This window comes from Henriciella mobilis, from assembly GCF_003576315.1.
GTDB classification, from domain to species: Bacteria; Pseudomonadota; Alphaproteobacteria; order Caulobacterales; family Hyphomonadaceae; genus Henriciella; species Henriciella mobilis.
The window spans coordinates 70,616-86,440 of the sequence record NZ_QWFZ01000006.1 but is presented as its reverse complement, the minus strand read 5'-3'; the positions used below and the strand labels follow the sequence as shown (position 1 = coordinate 86,440).

Annotated in this window: 12 protein-coding genes; 5 read left to right on the top strand and 7 right to left on the bottom strand. The window is 62.9% G+C overall.

Features of this window, described 5'->3' with window-relative positions:
- Positions 1–102: 102 nt before the first annotated feature.
- Both D1227_RS05410 and D1227_RS05405 read left to right on the top strand, forming a co-directional pair.
- Positions 103–597, top strand: a complete 495-nt coding sequence (locus D1227_RS05410; protein ID WP_119374567.1) for an Lrp/AsnC family transcriptional regulator — start codon at positions 103–105, stop codon at positions 595–597.
- A gap of 25 nt (positions 598–622) precedes the next feature.
- Positions 623–1,735: a serine hydrolase domain-containing protein gene (locus tag D1227_RS05405; protein WP_119404115.1), complete on the top strand. Its 1,113-nt coding sequence runs from the start codon at positions 623–625 to the stop codon at positions 1,733–1,735.
- 65 nt (positions 1,736–1,800) lie between these two features.
- Here the strand turns inward: D1227_RS05405 and D1227_RS05400 are convergent, their stop codons facing one another.
- Positions 1,801–2,979 (bottom strand): thiolase family protein, encoded by a 1,179-nt coding sequence (locus D1227_RS05400; RefSeq protein WP_119374565.1) that lies wholly within the window; start codon positions 2,977–2,979, stop codon positions 1,801–1,803.
- Between the two features lie 190 nt (positions 2,980–3,169).
- Between D1227_RS05400 and D1227_RS05395 the strand changes: the two genes are divergently transcribed.
- Positions 3,170–4,306, top strand: coding sequence for a zinc-binding dehydrogenase (locus D1227_RS05395; RefSeq protein WP_119404114.1), 1,137 nt, complete (start codon positions 3,170–3,172; stop codon positions 4,304–4,306).
- A 1-nt stretch (position 4,307) separates the two neighbouring features.
- Here D1227_RS05395 and D1227_RS05390 read toward each other — a convergent pair whose 3' ends face one another.
- From D1227_RS05390 to D1227_RS05365, 6 genes are all read right to left on the bottom strand, one after another.
- Positions 4,308–4,655, bottom strand: a complete 348-nt coding sequence (locus D1227_RS05390) for a hypothetical protein (RefSeq protein WP_119404113.1) — start codon at positions 4,653–4,655, stop codon at positions 4,308–4,310.
- Between the two features lie 96 nt (positions 4,656–4,751).
- The gene (locus D1227_RS05385) at positions 4,752–5,120 is read right to left on the bottom strand and encodes a DUF1801 domain-containing protein (RefSeq protein WP_119374562.1); all 369 of its coding nucleotides are present in this window, start codon (positions 5,118–5,120) and stop codon (positions 4,752–4,754) included.
- Between the two features lie 160 nt (positions 5,121–5,280).
- Complete coding sequence (locus tag D1227_RS05380) at positions 5,281–7,467, bottom strand: M13 family metallopeptidase (protein WP_119404112.1); 2,187 nt, start codon at positions 7,465–7,467, stop codon at positions 5,281–5,283.
- Between the two features lie 84 nt (positions 7,468–7,551).
- A complete protein-coding gene (locus tag D1227_RS05375; RefSeq protein WP_119374560.1) occupies positions 7,552–10,767 on the bottom strand; it encodes an efflux RND transporter permease subunit in 3,216 nt (1,071 codons plus the stop codon).
- Positions 10,764–12,035, bottom strand: coding sequence for an efflux RND transporter periplasmic adaptor subunit (locus D1227_RS05370; protein ID WP_119404111.1), 1,272 nt, complete (start codon positions 12,033–12,035; stop codon positions 10,764–10,766). Before D1227_RS05370 ends, D1227_RS05375 begins: the two co-directional genes overlap by 4 nt.
- Positions 12,036–12,048: 13 nt before the next feature.
- Positions 12,049–13,473, bottom strand: coding sequence for an efflux transporter outer membrane subunit (locus D1227_RS05365; protein WP_119404110.1), 1,425 nt, complete (start codon positions 13,471–13,473; stop codon positions 12,049–12,051).
- 203 nt (positions 13,474–13,676) lie between these two features.
- Between D1227_RS05365 and D1227_RS05360 the strand changes: the two genes are divergently transcribed.
- Positions 13,677–15,056, top strand: coding sequence for a sensor histidine kinase (locus D1227_RS05360; RefSeq protein WP_119404109.1), 1,380 nt, complete (start codon positions 13,677–13,679; stop codon positions 15,054–15,056).
- Positions 15,049–15,729 (top strand): RluA family pseudouridine synthase, encoded by a 681-nt coding sequence (locus tag D1227_RS05355; protein ID WP_119404298.1) that lies wholly within the window; start codon positions 15,049–15,051, stop codon positions 15,727–15,729. Before D1227_RS05360 ends, D1227_RS05355 begins: the two co-directional genes overlap by 8 nt.
- Positions 15,730–15,825: the final 96 nt, after the last annotated feature.

The window sequence follows — 15,825 nt, the reverse complement described above, 5'->3', positions numbered from 1 at the left end:
GATAATATTTGCGTTTTTACACGAAAATGCTTGCCCATCTTGCTCAAATTGGCGTAAGAAAGGGCAAAGTGTTCCACATATTGCGTTAAATGGAGAGAAAAATTGCCTCAAACGCTTGACGCCATCGACGCCAAGATTCTCGATCTTATCCAGAAAGATGCCGCACTTTCTGTCGCGGAAATCGCTGATCGGGTCGGTTTGTCCTCTTCGCCATGCTGGCGCCGCATCAAGCGCATGGAAGAGGCCGGGATCATCGAAGGACGCGTCACCCTGCTCGATCGCGACGCGCTCGGCCTCGGTTTCGAGGTGGTGGCGAGCGTCAAACTCGCCCTGCCGAGCAAGGAAAACCTCCACCGTTTCGAGCAGCTCGTGCGCAAATGGCCGGAAGTGCTCGAATGCATGACGGTTACCGGTGCCGTCGACTATGTCATCCGCATTACCACCACCGACATGCATGCCTATGACTCCTTCCTGAGAGAGAAACTCCTCGGATCGGGTCTGGTTTCGGATGTGCAGTCGCGTATCGTGATCAATGTCGCCAAGCGCACCACCGCGCTGCCGCTCGGCCTGATCAGCGACTACGTGCCGGCCAGCTAGCAGAAGACACAAAAGGAGGCCCGCCATTAGACGGCTGCTCCTCTCATTCTCATTCGCCATTCTTGCCGGGTTTGCTTCAGCAGAACCGGTTGACCCGGACTGGCTGCAGGCCGAGGTCGACGCCAGCCGCGAAAGCGCCGGCCTCGTCGCCCTCGGTGCAGCCGTCATCGCGGTCGGCGATACACCTGCCATCGCCGTGTCGGGAGAGACAGCAAAAGGCTCAGGCGAGCCCGCCGCGCCAGGCGATGCCTGGCATATCGGATCGAACAGCAAGGCGCTGACCGCCCTGCTCTATGCCCGGCTGGTCGAAGAGGGTCTTGCCAATTGGGGCGCGACCCTTCCGGACCTGTTCCCGGGCATGGCCGGCGACATGGACCCGGCCTGGCAGGACACCACGATCGAGGACCTGTTCGCCCACCGCTCCGGCATCGGACAGCTGGGGGCGATCTGGCTGATTGCCCGTCACAATGACACGGCCAGCCTGCCCGAACAGCGCCTCGAAACCGTCCGCAGCCGGCTGCGCAAACCGCCCGAGGGCGAACCGGGCACGTATGAGTACAGCAATGTGAACTACATCGTCGCGGGCGCAGCGATCGAGGGCATCCTCGGCATGAGCTGGGAAGACGCGATGGAAGCTTATGTCTTCAATGCCGACGGCAGCGATTGGTCGCAGGGCTGGGGCGCCGGCGCGCCGCAGTCAGGGCTGCAGGGCCACAAGCGCGGCATGTTTGGCGGCCTGAAGCCTGCCGGACGCGGCCCCGGCGCGGACAATCCGCAGGCGCTCGGACCGGCCGGCACGCTGCACGTCCCGCTGGCAAGCCACGCGCAGCTGCTGCTCGAATTCGTCGATGAGGACAGCAGCTTCATCACGCCGGACATGCGGGACCACCTGCTTGCGCCCTGGCCAGATGAGAGCGCCGACTATGCCATGGGCTGGGCCATCATGGAGGATGACGAGCTTGGCCGCATCTACTGGCACAATGGCTCGAACACGATGTGGCTCTCGCGCGTCGCGCTCATTCCCTCGCTGGACGCAGTCATCATCGTCAATGCGAGCGAGTTCAATGACACGTCAAAGGACACCACCCAGGCCCTTCTCGATACGGTGAAGGACAGGCTGGCGACGTCGGCCGACTAGGACGCTAAAGAAAAAGGCCGGCGCGCAGGGCACCGGCCTCTTCAGATTTTCGGTGTGCCGTGCGCCTAGACGCGCTCGACGCACATCGCGATGCCTTCACCGCCGCCGATGCAGAGCGAGGCAACGCCTTTCTTCACATCGCGGTCTTCCATGGCCGCCAGCAGCGTCACCAGGATGCGTGCGCCCGAGGCGCCGATCGGGTGACCCATGGCGCAGGCACCGCCATTGACGTTCACGATGTCGTGGCTGATGCCCATTTCCTTCATGGCGATCATCGGGACGACGGCAAAGGCCTCGTTGATTTCCCAGAGACCGACATCGTCCTTCGACCAGCCTGCCTTCTCGAGCGCCTTCTTCATTGCCGGCACGGGCGCAGTCGTGAAGTATTTCGGCTCATGTGCGTGGCTGGAGGAGGAGACGATCTTCGCAATCGGCTTCAGGCCGCGCTTTTCGGCTTCCGACTGCTTCATGAGCACCAGCGCCGCGGCACCATCAGAAATGGCGGACGCGTTGGCGGCCGTGACCGTGCCGTCCTTGCCGAAAGCCGGGCGCAGGCTCGGGATCTTGTCCGGACGGGCCGTGCGCGGCAGCTCATCGGTGTCCACGGTCACATCGCCCTTGCGGGTCTTCATCGTGACGGGGACGATCTCGCGCTTGAACTTGCCGGTTTCGGTCGCTTTCTGCGCACGGCTCAGCGTTTCGATGGCATAAGCGTCCTGCTGCTCGCGGGTGAACTGGTATTCCTGGGCGATCATGTCGGCGAAAACGCCCATCGCCTTGTTCTCATAGGCATCCTCGAGACCGTCCGTCGCCATGTGGTCCCTCATGGCGGCCGCGCCGTACTTGTGGCCCTTGCGCAGGTCGACGAGGTGCGGCGCATTGGTCATGGATTCCATGCCGCCGGCGACGACGATGCTCGCATTGCCCGCGGCAATCGCATTCGCGCCCATGACGGCCGCCTGCAGGCCGGAGCCGCACATCTTGTTGATCGTGGTGGCCTCGGTGCCTTTGTCGAGCCCGGCCTTGATGGCCGCCTGGCGGGCTGGCGCCTGGCCCTGGCCTGCTGGCAGGCAGTTACCCATGATGATTTCGTTGACGTCGGTCTCCGAAAGCTTGGCCTCTTCGGACGCTGCTTTCACGGCAATTGCACCGAGTTCGTTGGCTGACATGCCGGCAAGATCGCCCAGCAGACCCCCCATGGGTGTACGTGACATACCTACGATAACGACGGGATCTTCAGCCATATTTCTCCTCCAGGGCTTTCTATAAATGTTGCGTGCGCGAAGATGTGCGCCCCAGATGCCCGAGCGTCAAGGTCTTACAGGACCGGCGAGGATGACCTCAGCAAAACTATAACGCCCGTAACGCGGCTTGTCTTGCTGCCATGCCTACCGCTAAGTGGACGCAAAGAGACAATTCCAAGGAGGAACCCACATGTCCGGAAACGTCCCCGAAAAGGGCCTGCAGCTGAGAACGCTGGTCAAGGAGAGCGGCGAGCTTGAGCTCTCGCTCATCGATGTCCCCGTACCGCAGCCAGGCGATGACGATGTGCTCATCCGCGTCGAGGCAACGCCGATCAATCCGTCGGACCTGGGCCTGCTCGTCGGGGCCGGTGACCTGTCGACGCTGCGCAAGTCGGGTACTGACAGTCATCCGGTCGTCACCGCCGACATTCCAAAACCAGGTATGCGCGCCATGGCAGGCCGGGTCGGACAGTCGCTGCCGGTCGGCAATGAAGGCGCCGGGACAGTGGTCGCAGCCGGCAAGTCACCCGCCGCCCAGGCCCTTCTCGGCAAGAAGGTGACCGGGCTTGGCGGCGAGTTCTACGCCGAATACCGCCTGCTCAACGTTGCCCAGGTGATGGAGCTGCCGGAAGGCACGTCTGCGCGCGATGGCGCCTCGTGTTTCGTTAACCCGCTGACGGCCCTCTCCTTCCCGGAGACGATGCGGATGGAAGGCCACAAAGGCCTCGTCCATACGGCAGCAGCCTCCAATCTCGGCCAGATGCTCAACAAGATCTGCATCGCCGACGGCGTGCCGCTGGTGAACATTGTCCGCAAGCCCGAGCAGGAAAAGATCCTGCGCGATATTGGCGCGAAGTACATTGTGAACTCGTCTTCCGACACCTTCATGGACGACCTGATCAAGGCACTCGCCGAAACCAAGGCGACGCTGGCGTTCGATGCGATTGGCGGCGGGCCGCTGGCCGGACAGATCCTGACAGCCATGGAAGCCGCCGCGAACATCGGCGCAGAGTACAGCCGCTATGGCTCTGCCCAGAACAAGCAGGTCTATATCTATGGCCGGCTCGATCTCAGCCCGACCCTGATCCCGCCGGGCGTCGGCATGGCCTGGAACGCAGGCGGCTACCTGCTGACCTACTTCCTTCAGAAGATCGGGGCAGAAGGCCGCGCCCGCCTGCGCAAACGCGTCATGGACGAGCTGAAGACAACCTTTGCGAGCCACTACACCGCGGAGATCTCGCTGCGCGAGGCACTGAACCCGGACACGCTGAAAACCTACAATGAAAAGCGCACGGGTGAGAAATACCTGATCAATCCGACGCTCTAAGTCAGGGATTGATCGTCACGGTAACGCGCCCAAGCGCAGGATTGTTGACCTCGAACGCATCGCCCGGCCCCATGCCGGGCGGGTATTCGGTGCACGTCTCCGTCGGCGACATCGAGGATGATGCACAAAGCTGCGCGCCCTCGATCCGCCAGCGGCCCTGGAAGGCCGTCTCGCCCAGCTGGCCGGAATAGGTGCCGTCCGGGGCATAGGTGATCGGGATTTCATAGTCGGGCGTGGTCAGCACCACGCCGCGCGTGATGACCGCGTTCAGCGTACGCTCTGCCTGGCCCGCCGCCGACATGGCCGGACCTGCAGCCAGCAGAAGAAAGATGATCAAGCGGGCGCGCATGGCGGCCTCCCCTGCCTGTCGCTTGCATACCGGACCCAGCATAATTGTAAGCCCGGCAATCGGGCAAGCAGGCCGGCCGCCGGGCGGGTCCACCCGTCAGCGCACGCGCACCGGTGCATCCTGGTCGAGTTGGATCGCTCGGTCGATGATGTCGATCAGTTCGTCGTCGATCTCATCGGGACTGCGCACCTTCACATGGCGCAGCATCTTTCCGCTGCCCTCGATGCGGCCGAAATACTGCTCAGCCATCCGGGCACCCGACCAGAGCTGAAGGTTGCAGTGACGCGCATGCGCCATGATGGAAACCACCCGCTCATTCCCGATCCAGCATGGCTGGCCCCAGGCATATGTCGCCTTGAGATGCGGTCCGCGCTCGTAGACTGCTTCACTGAGCCTGATCGCGACAGCCTTCATCGGGCCTTCGAGCTTGTCGAAATAACCGGCGACAGCCTTTGGCAATGGCATTTATCCAGCCCTCCCCAGAGCGAAGGGCGATATAAAAGACCCGGCGGGACCGTCTTGTGAAGATTGACAAACGGTTTTTTTCGTCCGCACACAGAACGGGAAACGCAAACGGGGCAGGTTTGCACCTGCCCCGTCGCCATAAGGTCTTGTCCTGAAAGGATTACCAGATGCGGATACGTTCCTCAGGCGGAAGATAGAGGTCCGCATCTTCGCTGATGTCGAAGGCGTCGTACCACTCGTCAAAATTGCGAACGATGCCGTTGACGCGGAATTCAGCCGGCGAATGCGGGTCCGTCAGGATCTGCGTGCGCTTGGCTTCGTCGCGATACTTCGAGCGCCAGACCTGGGCCCAGGCCATGAAGAAGCGCTGGTCGCCGGTCAAACCGTCGATCACCGGGGCTTCTTCGCCATCGAGCGACATCTGGTAGGCGCGATAGGCGAGCGACAGACCGCCAAGGTCGCCGATATTCTCGCCCAGCGTCAGCTTGCCGTTCACGCAGGGCTCGCCCTCTTCCAGCGGGCAGTACTGGTTGTACTGCTCGACCAGCGCGGACGTCAGCGCATCGAAGGCTTCGCGGTCGTCTTCGGTCCACCAGTTGGCCAGGACACCGTCGCCATCATACTTCGAGCCCTGGTCATCGAAACCATGACCCATTTCGTGGCCGATGACGCCGCCAATGGCGCCATAGTTCACAGCCGGGTCAGCCGAGACGTTGAAGAAGGGCGGCTGCAGGATGGCGGCCGGGAAGACGATCTCGTTATAGGCCGGGTTGTAATAGGCGTTGACCGTCTGCGGGGTCATGAACCACTCGTCGCGGTCCGGCTCCTCGTTCAGGCGGGCAATATTGTCCTTGAAGCCCCAGATCCCGGCATTGACCGAGTTCTGGAAGGCATTGTCAGAAACTTCCAGGCCCTCATAGGTCTCGAATTTCGGCGGGTAGCCGATCTTCGGGTTGAACTTGTCGAGCTTGTACTTCGCCTTTTCGCGAGTCTCTTCGCCCATCCATTCGAGGTCTTCGAGATTGACGTGCATGGCCGCGCGCAGATTGGCGACCAGCTCGTCCATCTTTTCCTTGTTTTCCGCCGGGAAGTGGCGCTCGACATAGACCTGTCCGAGCGCTTCGCCCAGATTGCCCTGAACCGAGGAGACCGCCCGCTTCCAGCGCGGCCGCTGCTCGGGCTGGCCGCCCAGCACCGTGCCGTAGAAGGCAAAGTCGGCACCGTCGATCTCCTTCGGCAGGACCGAGGAGAAGTTCGACAGCATGTGCGCCGAAAGGTACGCCTTCCAGGTGTCGAGGTCTTCGGTCATGGCGAGGTTGAAGGCCGCCGGCATGCCGGCACCCAGCTTGTCGACATCTTCCTGTGAGAGGCCCGCGGCAGCGATTTCCTCAGCCGTCGGTGGCACTTCGGTGACGAGGAATTCGGTCTCGTCATTGACGCCGATCGTGGTCAGCGCTGTCGTCAGCGGGAAGTCGCCGGCCAGCTCGTCGAGCTCAGCGCGCGTCAACTTGTTATAGGTGACTTCCGGGTTCCGGCTGACGGCGCGGTCCCAGTCGGCCTTGGCCAGCTTGGTTTCCAGCGCCAGGATGTCGGCGGCCTTCGCTTCGGCATCCTCATAACCGGCCTTGCCGAGCAGGAAGGTCAGAAGCTCGACATATTTCGCGCGGATATCGACGGATTTCTCGTCATCCTTGAGGTAGTATTCGCGGTCCGGCAGGCCGAGACCGCCCATCGACATCTGGAAGATGTAGTCGCTCGGATCCTTGTCATCGACCCAGACAAAACCGTTAATCGGCGAGGAGAAACCCGGCGTGGCGAAGATTTCAGCCAGCTGCTCGCGGGTTTCGATGGCCTGGATCTTGTCGAGATAGGGCTGCACAGGCTCAAGCCCGGCTGCCTCGATCGCATCGGTGTCCATATAGGCGTTGTAGTAAGCTGCGACCTTGCCTTCCGGCGTATCGGTCGGCGGCGCGTCGGCGGCGACATCCTCGATGATGAAACGCACTTGCTGCTCGGATTTTTCGCGCAGCAGGTCGAAGGCGCCATAGCGGGTCTTGTCAGCCGGCAGTTCGAATTCATCGAACCAGCCGCCATTCACATACATGAAGAAATTGTCGCCCGGATCGACCTCTGTATCCATGACGCTGGTATCAATGCCCCAGTCACCCCAGAAATCCGGCGATGTGGTTTCGACGACATGCTTCTTAGGCGTAGCTTCCGCCTCGGCCGGCGCGGTTTCGGTGACGGTGGTCGCAGCCTCGGTCGAGTCGAGCGCGGCCTCCTCCGTTGCGGTTGCGCAGGCACCGAGCAGGGCAACAGTCGCTACCCCTGCAAGAAGTCGTTTCATGGATAGATCCTCCTAGATTTATCAGGTCCTTATCGCACGCCACCGGGCAATATCCACCCGGCGGCCTGCGAAAATCGGGGAAAATTATTCTGCTGGCTGCGCCCGGCCGCCGCGACTTGTTCCAATGAGTTCCTCTTCATCGATATGAACGTCACCCTCATAGGATTCACCGATCTGGCGATAGGGACGACCGCCCCAGGTCCAGCGGAAGATGCGGCCAACCTCGCACCCGATGGCGTAGAGCGCGGGCACCATGAGCAGCGAGACGAACAGGGCAAACGCCACCGCTGCGCCGAGCGAGACCACCATTGGCTTCAGGAACTGCGCCTGCACAGATTTCTGCGCGATCATCGGCAGGATACCGACAAAGGTCGTGATCGAGGTCAGCAGGACCGGACGGAACCGCGACACGCCTGCATCCACGATAGCCTGCAACGCGCCGGCGCCCTCAGCCCGCCGCCTGTTGATATAGTCAACCAGGACGAGGTTGTCGTTGATCACAACACCTGCCGCCGCGCCGATCCCGAAGATCGAGAACAGGGCCATCGGCACACCGAAGGCGACGTGCCCGAACACCGCGCCGGCGAAGCCGAACGGAATGGCCATCATCAGCAGGATCGGTTGCGAATAGGACTGGAACGCAATCGCCAGCAGGATGTACATCATCACGAAAGCCGTCAGGTACAGCCGGATGATGTCCTGGAAGAATTCCTGCTCGGACTCCGCCGACCCGACCACGCCGCGCGTGATTTCCGGATACTTCTTGGCAAAGTCTGGCCAGAAATTCTGCTCCATGTCCGCTGAGATCACGGCCCGCGTACCATCGCCGACAAGGTCGGAGAACACGGTCACAGAGCGCATGCGCTCGCGCCGGAGAATGCGGTTGATGCCAGGTTCGAACGAGATATCGGCGACCTGGGCAAGCGGAATCTCACGCCCGTCATTGGTCCGGATCCGAAGGTCACGCAGACTGTCGAGCGAGCGGCGCGCCGCCTCGGGATAGCGGACCATCACCCGCACATCCTCACCGTCACGCGGCAGGCGCTGGGCCTCGATACCGTAATAGGCCGCGCGCACCTGCGAGGTCACATCGGCCAGCGTCAGGCCGAGCGAGCTTGCGCCGGGCTTCAGGTTGATCCGGACTTCCTCGGCGGCAGACGACAGGTTGTCGCTGATATCATAGGTCTGCTCATAGGTGGCCAGCTGGGCCTTCACCTCGGAGGCGGCCTGCCGGAGCAGCGCCAGATTGTCGTGGTTCAGAGCGAACCGGATCGAATTGTCGGAGTCGTTGATCGTGAATTCGAAGTTCACTTCCTCGGCATCCGGCACTTCGCCGAAAGCGTCGCGCACTTTCTGGGTGATCAGCTTCGCGCCGACGCCTGTCGGGCGATCTTCGGCCGGCATCAGTCCGATCCAGGACTGGACGTTACCTTCCTCGGCGACGATGGATACGCCCTGGATCAGGGACTCCTCGAGATCGGGATAGTCTTCTGCCAGCTCGGCCTTCGCGACAACGATGGCCTGGTTCAGCTGGTCGCGAACCTGCAGCGAGCGCGACTGCGGCGAGCCCTCCGGCAGGTCGATACTGACACGCAGCAGGTCACCCTCGATCTCAGGCATGAAGCGGAAGGGCACGATCCCCGTCTGCAACAGCATGATCGCCCAGATGAAGGTGGACGCGAAAGCGGCCAGCGTCACGTAACGCCATTTCACGGCGGCTTCCAGAACCGGCTTGTAGATCTTGTTGGCGAAGGTCAGCAGGCTGTCGGCAATCGTTTGCTGAGCCCGAAGCAACTTGCCCATGGGCCCGTCGAATTTCTGCGGCTCCATGTGCGACAGGTGCGACGGCAGGATCAGCATCGACTCGATCAGCGAGAACAGCAGGGCTGCGATGACCACATAGGAAATCTGCGCCGTGAACTGGCGTTCGGGACCGGGCAGGAACATCCAGGGCGCGAACATGATCATGGTGGTGATCACGCCGAAGACGACAGGCTTCAGCACCAGCTGCGTTCCGACCGTCGCGGCATCGAGCCCCTCTCGCCGGCCGCTTTCGACTTCCTTGTGAATGTTCTCGCCGACCACGATTGCGTCATCGACGACCACGCCGATCACCAGCAGCACGGCGAACAGGGACAGGAAGTTCAGCGACACGCCGAACAGCGGCAGCAGCATGATGCCGCCGGCGAAGGCTGTACCGATCCCGATCGTCACCCAGAACGCCACGACCGGGCGCAGGAAGAGGATCAGGATGATCAGGACGAGGATCATGCCCTGCGTCGCTGCGGAGCTGATCGTGTCCATCCGGCCTTCATAGACATCGGAATCGTCAAACAGCGGGTCGATCCGGATACCGGCCGGCAGGGCGTCGGGCCCTTTGCCGCTATTGGCGCGCTCGATATATTCATGGATCGCGTCGGTATAGGCGACGATGTCCATCTTTTCCGGCTGGTTGATCATGATGAAGGCGGTCGGATCGCCATTGTGCGTGGCGTCGAGGTCTGCATCGACGAAGCCATCAACGACCTCTGCCACATCGCGGATACGGATCGTTCCGCCGTCGACGGTCTCGCGAACGACGATGTTGCCGAATTCCTCTTCAGTGTCGGCCAGCTGTCGCGCCTGCAGCGCGACGGCACCGGTATCGGTCCGCACGATCCCGCCCGAGGAGTTGAGCGAGGAACTGCGCACCGCATTGGCGACTTCGGCAAAGGTCAGGTTGTAGCGCCGCAGGGCCTCCTCGGAGACTTCGATCGACACTTCTTCATCCAGCGTTCCCCAGACCTGGGCCAGCTCGCCGCCATCAATCAGCGCGATCTTGTCCCGCGCCTGCTCGGCATAGTATTTCAGCGTCTTGCGGTCGACATCGCCATGAATGGCCAGGCCCATATACTGGTTGTTCGCGCGCCAGCGCTGCACCTGCGGCGGGAAGGACGATTGCGGCAGGTTGGAGATCGTATCGACGCGGCGCTTCACCTCGTCGACGAACTCGTCGATGTCGATGTCCAGCTCGGACTCGAGATTGACGTAGCCAACGCCTTCGCGCGCCACACCGCTCATCCGCTTCAGGCCGTCAATGTCGGCGACGACTTCTTCCAGGCGGACAACGATCTGGTCTTCGACGTCCTGCGGCGAGGCGCCGGGCCAGGCAATCGATACGGACGCGCCGTTGAAGTCGGCGGATGGGAAGGCCTCTTTCTCAAGGCTGAGAAACCCGAATGTCCCGCCAATGAAGGCGATGACCATCAGCAGGTTGGCAGCAATCCCGTTACGGGCCCACCAGGCGACCAGACCGTTCATTGTGCGGCTCCATCAACGTCTCCGGACACCAGCGTCGAGGTTTCCGGCGTGTCTTCGTCATCGCTCATCTTGCGCGGCGTGCGGGGGATCAGCGATCCATCCGGCATACGCTCGACGACCTGGATATTCATGCCCTCGAACGCGGCCTGGATCGGTGAGACGATGGCCAGCTCGCCCGGCTCCACGCCGGAACGGACATAGGCACCGTCCTCATCGCTGAACGCGACATCGACCTTGCGGATATGCAGCTCGCCCGCCGGGCCGTCACCGATGAAAACCTCGTCCACACCGCGAAGGGCGGCACGCGGGACCTTCACCACATTCTGGATCATACGGCCCTCGATGCTCGCATTCACGAACAGGCCAGGCGCCATCGGCACGCCATTGTCGGCGCCTTCGCCATACGGGTCATCCAGTTCGGCGATGACGTTGATCAGGCGCGTCTGCGGGTTGAGTGCCGCCGAGGTGCGCCGCACGCGGCCTTCCCAGGTGCGCATCTCGCCACCGACATTCGCCGTAAAGGTCACCTGCGGACCGGGATTGTCCTTCGTCTCGGCAAAGGCGAGCGGCAGGCCGACCCGGCCGAGGTCGTCGTCGGACAGCGGCAGCGAGACCTCGACCACATCGGTCGCGAAGATCGTGCCCAGCGACTGGCCGGGGCTGACAAACTGGCCAAGGTCGGCGTCGCGTTCACGGACCCGGCCGGAGAATGGCGCGGTGACAGCGGTCCGGTTCAGGGCCAGCTGCGCATCGGCGAGCTGAGCCTTGGCGGATTCAAGGTTGGCCGTAGCTTCCGCCAGCTGCGGTTCGCGAAGGGCAAGCGGGCTCGGATCCTCGATGCCAAGCTCACGAATGTCCTGGCGGGCGAGATCGGCTTCGGCCCGTTCACGGGCGAGCCTCTGCTCGGCCGAGGCGACAATGGACCGCGCGCGGGTGACGGCCAGCTCATAGTCGGCCGATTCCAGACGGACCAGCACCTGGCCCTGACGGATGAAACCGCCATCGAGGAAATCGGGAGAGACATCGGAAATCCGGCCGGCGATCTGCGGCGCCACCACGATCTGGCGCTTCGGACGGACCTCGCCTTGCGCGGCGACGGTCATCGACAGGTCGGTCAGCTCTGCGGCCTCCGCAAAGACGGACAGGCCACGCGGCTGTTCTTCAGCCTTTTCGACGGGCGGCTTGAACAGCTGCATCAGCACGAAGCCACCACCGACAAGGCCGATGAGAACGAGAACGGGAAGAAGGAGCGCGATGAATCTTTTCATGGGAGGTCTCTTGTCAGGGCGCGTTATTATTTATGGTTTCGGAGACCGGCTCTCCCGGTATCCCGCCCCCAACTGCCAGGTGGAAGGCGATGCGGTTCGATACACGTGCCGAGCGGACGGAAATCAGCGTGCTCTCGGCATTCAGTCTACGGGTCTGGGCATCGATCAGATTGAAGATCGTGATCAGACCATTGGAATACTGGCGCGTAGCCAGCTCTTCGGCCTTGAGGGCCTCATCCAGGGCGCGGGCTTGCGCCTCGACCTGCTGGGCGAGGTAGCCGTCCGCGGCGATGGCGTCTTCAGCTTCGCGCCAGGCCAGCAGGACATTGGCGACATAGCTCGACAGGACGGCTTCCGCATTGGCAAGCGCGGCAGCCTTGTCGGCCTTCAGCGCCCCGCCATTAAACACTGGCTGGGCCAGCGAGGCAATCGCATTGGCGGCAATCCGGGTCGGATCGAAGAGGTCCGCAAAGTCGGTCTCATTGGTGCCAACCGATGCCGAGAAGCTGAGATTCGGCAGGACGGCGAGACGCGCCTGCTCGGCCCGCAGGCCGGCCGCGATCACCCGGGCTTCGGACGCAGCGACATCCGGGCGGCGGGCCAGCAGCATGACCGGCGTACCGGCGGCCTGGATCGGCTCCAGTTCCGGCAGCGTGCCCGGTGCCTTGATCTCATTGCCCGGATAACGTCCGAGCAGGATTTCAAGCCGGCGGGTTGCGTTCTCGCGCGCCTGGCTGCGCGCTGCGATCGACGCTTCAGCCGACGCCACGGCACTGCGGGCAAGGCGAACGTCGAGCGAGTCGACAAGACCACGCGCAAAGCGCCGCTCGGTCAGCGACAGGATGCGGTTGCGGGCCTCGAAGGTCTGGATGGCGACGCGTTCCTGGGCGACGGCCTCATTCAGGTCGGTCCAGGCAATCGCCGTCTGGGAGGCCAGCGACAGGCGGGCCGAGGCAAGGTCCGCCTCGCTCGCGGCCAGGTCGGCTTCGGAGGCCTCGATGGAGGCGCGCACGCGTCCCCAGAGGTCGGCCGTCCACGAGGCATCCACGCCGAGGCTGTAGGTCGGGTCGGTAAACCGCTCATCGAGGGTTTCGGAGTAGTTGGACGTCACGCCACCGGAAATGCCGGCGCTGACATTCGGCAGCGAACGGCCGTAAACGCTACGCGCCTGGGCGCTGGCGGCCCGCACAGCAAAGTATTGCGCGCGAATGTTCGGATTGGCCTCCAGCGTTTCGGCGACCAGGGCTTCCATCATCGGGTCGTTGAACTGGGCCAGCCAGTCGGCAGCGGGCATGTCGCCGGTCACACCGGCGGCGGCCCAGCGCTCTGGCGCGTCGGGCGCGACCGGGAAAACGGCGACTGGATCGCCCGCCACACCTGACAGGGTCCCACATCCCGTGAGCGCCAGCGCTCCTAGAATTGCACGTGTCTGCTTCATTAAACCCTCAAAATATCCCGTGTTGCCTCTACGGCTCTACTACTCGACTGTCAACAAAAAATTATTGAAAATCGATAATGCATTGCAGTCGTTGCATTTGCAACACAAAGAGATTGAGATTCCGTGGAACGCATGCGCAAAATGCGAGGTAATGACAGCTGCTGCAGACTTGTCATGAAAACGAAAGGCTGGTTGGAAAGCGAATGTCGGCAAGTGACACCCATGATCGCCAGGGCGCCAGAAAGCGCCCGGAACGGGTTCGGGACTTCATCGTCCTGACCACGGGCGGCGCTGGCCTGCTGACATTGCTGGTCGTTTCCGGCGCGCTTGGTTTCGTCGAAGGGATCATGGCCGCCATCGTGCTGTTTGCCGGTGCACTGGCCTATTATGTCGGCTCGGTTCCACCTGCGCCGCCCGCCGAAGACGGGCGGGCCACCGCATCCACCCAGTCGGTTGCAGACAATACGTCGATCCAGACCCTGGTTCGCGCCCTGCCCTTCCCGGCGCTTTATATAACGCCCGACGAGCGTATCCTTGTTTCGAACCGCCATTCGGGGGCGCTGTTCCGCCTGAACAGTATCGAGGGCGCCCTCAAATCGGTGATTATCCGCCAGCCCGATGTGCTGTCCGCAACCGACCGGGTCGCGAAGTCCGGCGCACCGGAACGGGTCGAGTTCCAGACCGGTGAAGGCGACGAATTGTGGCTCGCGCACCTCACGCCGGGGCCGGAAAAGAAAAGTGTATTCGTCATTTTCGAGGATCGCACCGCCGTCCACAGGGCCGAGCGGGCCCGCGCCGACTTCCTGGCCAATGCGAGCCACGAGCTGCGCACGCCGCTGACCGCCGTGTCCGGCTTCATCGAGACGATGCTCGGCCCGGCCCGCGACGACCGCGAGTCATGGGATGGCTTCCTTGAGATCATGCACCAGCAGACCGAACGCATGCGCCACCTGGTCGCCGACCTGCTGTCCCTCTCGCGCATCGAGTTCAGCGAACACCGGGCGCCCGACACGATTATCGACCTGTGCGATGTGACGTCACGCTCCATCCTCTCGCTGCAGCCGCTGGCACATGACAAGAAGGTGCATCTCGACTTCGACACCCAGGCCAGCGACATCCCGATCACCGCCAGTTCGGACGAGATCTCGCAAGTCGTGCAGAACCTGGTCAGCAATGCGATCAAGTATTCTCGCGACGGCGGCAGGGTGAAAGTGATGACGGGCACCGCGCCATCCATGAGCGAAGCCGGCCGCCTTGCCACCCGGTTCAGCGACGGGGCTGGACGTTCCATCCTGCTGCAACCGCGGGCATCCAGCGAAGCACGGGCCGCCTGGGTCCGGGTCGAGGATTGCGGCGAAGGGATTGCCCGCAAACACCTCTCGCGCCTCGGTGAGCGGTTCTACCGGGTCGATGAAAGCCGCGGCGGCGAGATCGAAGGCACGGGCCTCGGCCTGGCCATCGTCAAGCACATCATGGCGCGTCACCGCGGCGGACTCGCCGTGGCCAGCAAGGAAGGCGAAGGGTCTGTCTTTGGCGTGTGGCTCCCCATCGCCGATGCCGAATCCCGCCTCACCGATGACTGATACCGGCGGTCCACCGCCGCCGCGCCCCTACAGACCGCCGCCCAGCTTCGGGCAGATCCTGTTCGAGGATGAGCACATACTGGTCGCAGACAAGCCCACCGGCCTGTTATCGGTGCCCGGCCGCGGCGCCGAACGTCAGGACTGCCTGCAACGCCGGCTCGAAAGCCAATTCGGGCCGCTTGTCGCGGTCCACCGTCTCGACATGGATACATCGGGGCTGATCGTCTTCGCCCGCACGCCAGAGGCCGGGCGAGCGCTGTCGCGGGCCTTCGAAGCACGCCAGGTCGCCAAGCGCTACCAGGCGATGGTGCATGGCGTGCCCGCTGGAATGAGCGGCGACATCGACCTGCCGATCGGCCGGGACTGGTCCATGCGCCCGCTGCGCAAGGCCGATCCGGACAGTGGCCAGCCGGCGCTGACGAGATGGTCGCTGATCGAAGATCATGGCGCCCTCGCCCTGCTGGACCTCGCACCGGAAACGGGGCGTACACATCAGTTGCGCGTGCACTTGCAGGCCATCGGTCACCCGATCTGCGGCGACCGGCTTTACGGCCGCCCGGACGGTTTCCAGAGCCTTTGCCTGCACGCCTGCCACCTGGCCCTGCCGCATCCCGAAAGTGGCGCCGTTGTCGAGTTTTCGAGCCGTCCGGCCTTCGCGCAGCAAGCCCGATAGCAGAAATATTACGACTGTCCGCAGTATATGTCACATATGTGTCAAGCACCGGCGTTATGAGGCCCAAAACAGGGCCTGAATGATCGGTGGGGCGCA

Coding starts and splice junctions, on each gene's coding strand:
- D1227_RS05400 (WP_119374565.1), bottom strand. CDS start 2,979: ATGGCTGAAGATCCCGTCGTTATCGTAGGTATGTCACGTACACCCATG.
- D1227_RS05395 (WP_119404114.1), top strand. CDS start 3,170: ATGTCCGGAAACGTCCCCGAAAAGGGCCTGCAGCTGAGAACGCTGGTC.
- D1227_RS05390 (WP_119404113.1), bottom strand. CDS start 4,655: ATGCGCGCCCGCTTGATCATCTTTCTTCTGCTGGCTGCAGGTCCGGCC.
- D1227_RS05385 (WP_119374562.1), bottom strand. CDS start 5,120: ATGCCATTGCCAAAGGCTGTCGCCGGTTATTTCGACAAGCTCGAAGGC.
- D1227_RS05380 (WP_119404112.1), bottom strand. CDS start 7,467: ATGAAACGACTTCTTGCAGGGGTAGCGACTGTTGCCCTGCTCGGTGCC.
- D1227_RS05375 (WP_119374560.1), bottom strand. CDS start 10,767: ATGAACGGTCTGGTCGCCTGGTGGGCCCGTAACGGGATTGCTGCCAAC.
- D1227_RS05370 (WP_119404111.1), bottom strand. CDS start 12,035: ATGAAAAGATTCATCGCGCTCCTTCTTCCCGTTCTCGTTCTCATCGGC.
- D1227_RS05365 (WP_119404110.1), bottom strand. CDS start 13,473: ATGAAGCAGACACGTGCAATTCTAGGAGCGCTGGCGCTCACGGGATGT.
- D1227_RS05360 (WP_119404109.1), top strand. CDS start 13,677: ATGTCGGCAAGTGACACCCATGATCGCCAGGGCGCCAGAAAGCGCCCG.
- D1227_RS05355 (WP_119404298.1), top strand. CDS start 15,049: ATGACTGATACCGGCGGTCCACCGCCGCCGCGCCCCTACAGACCGCCG.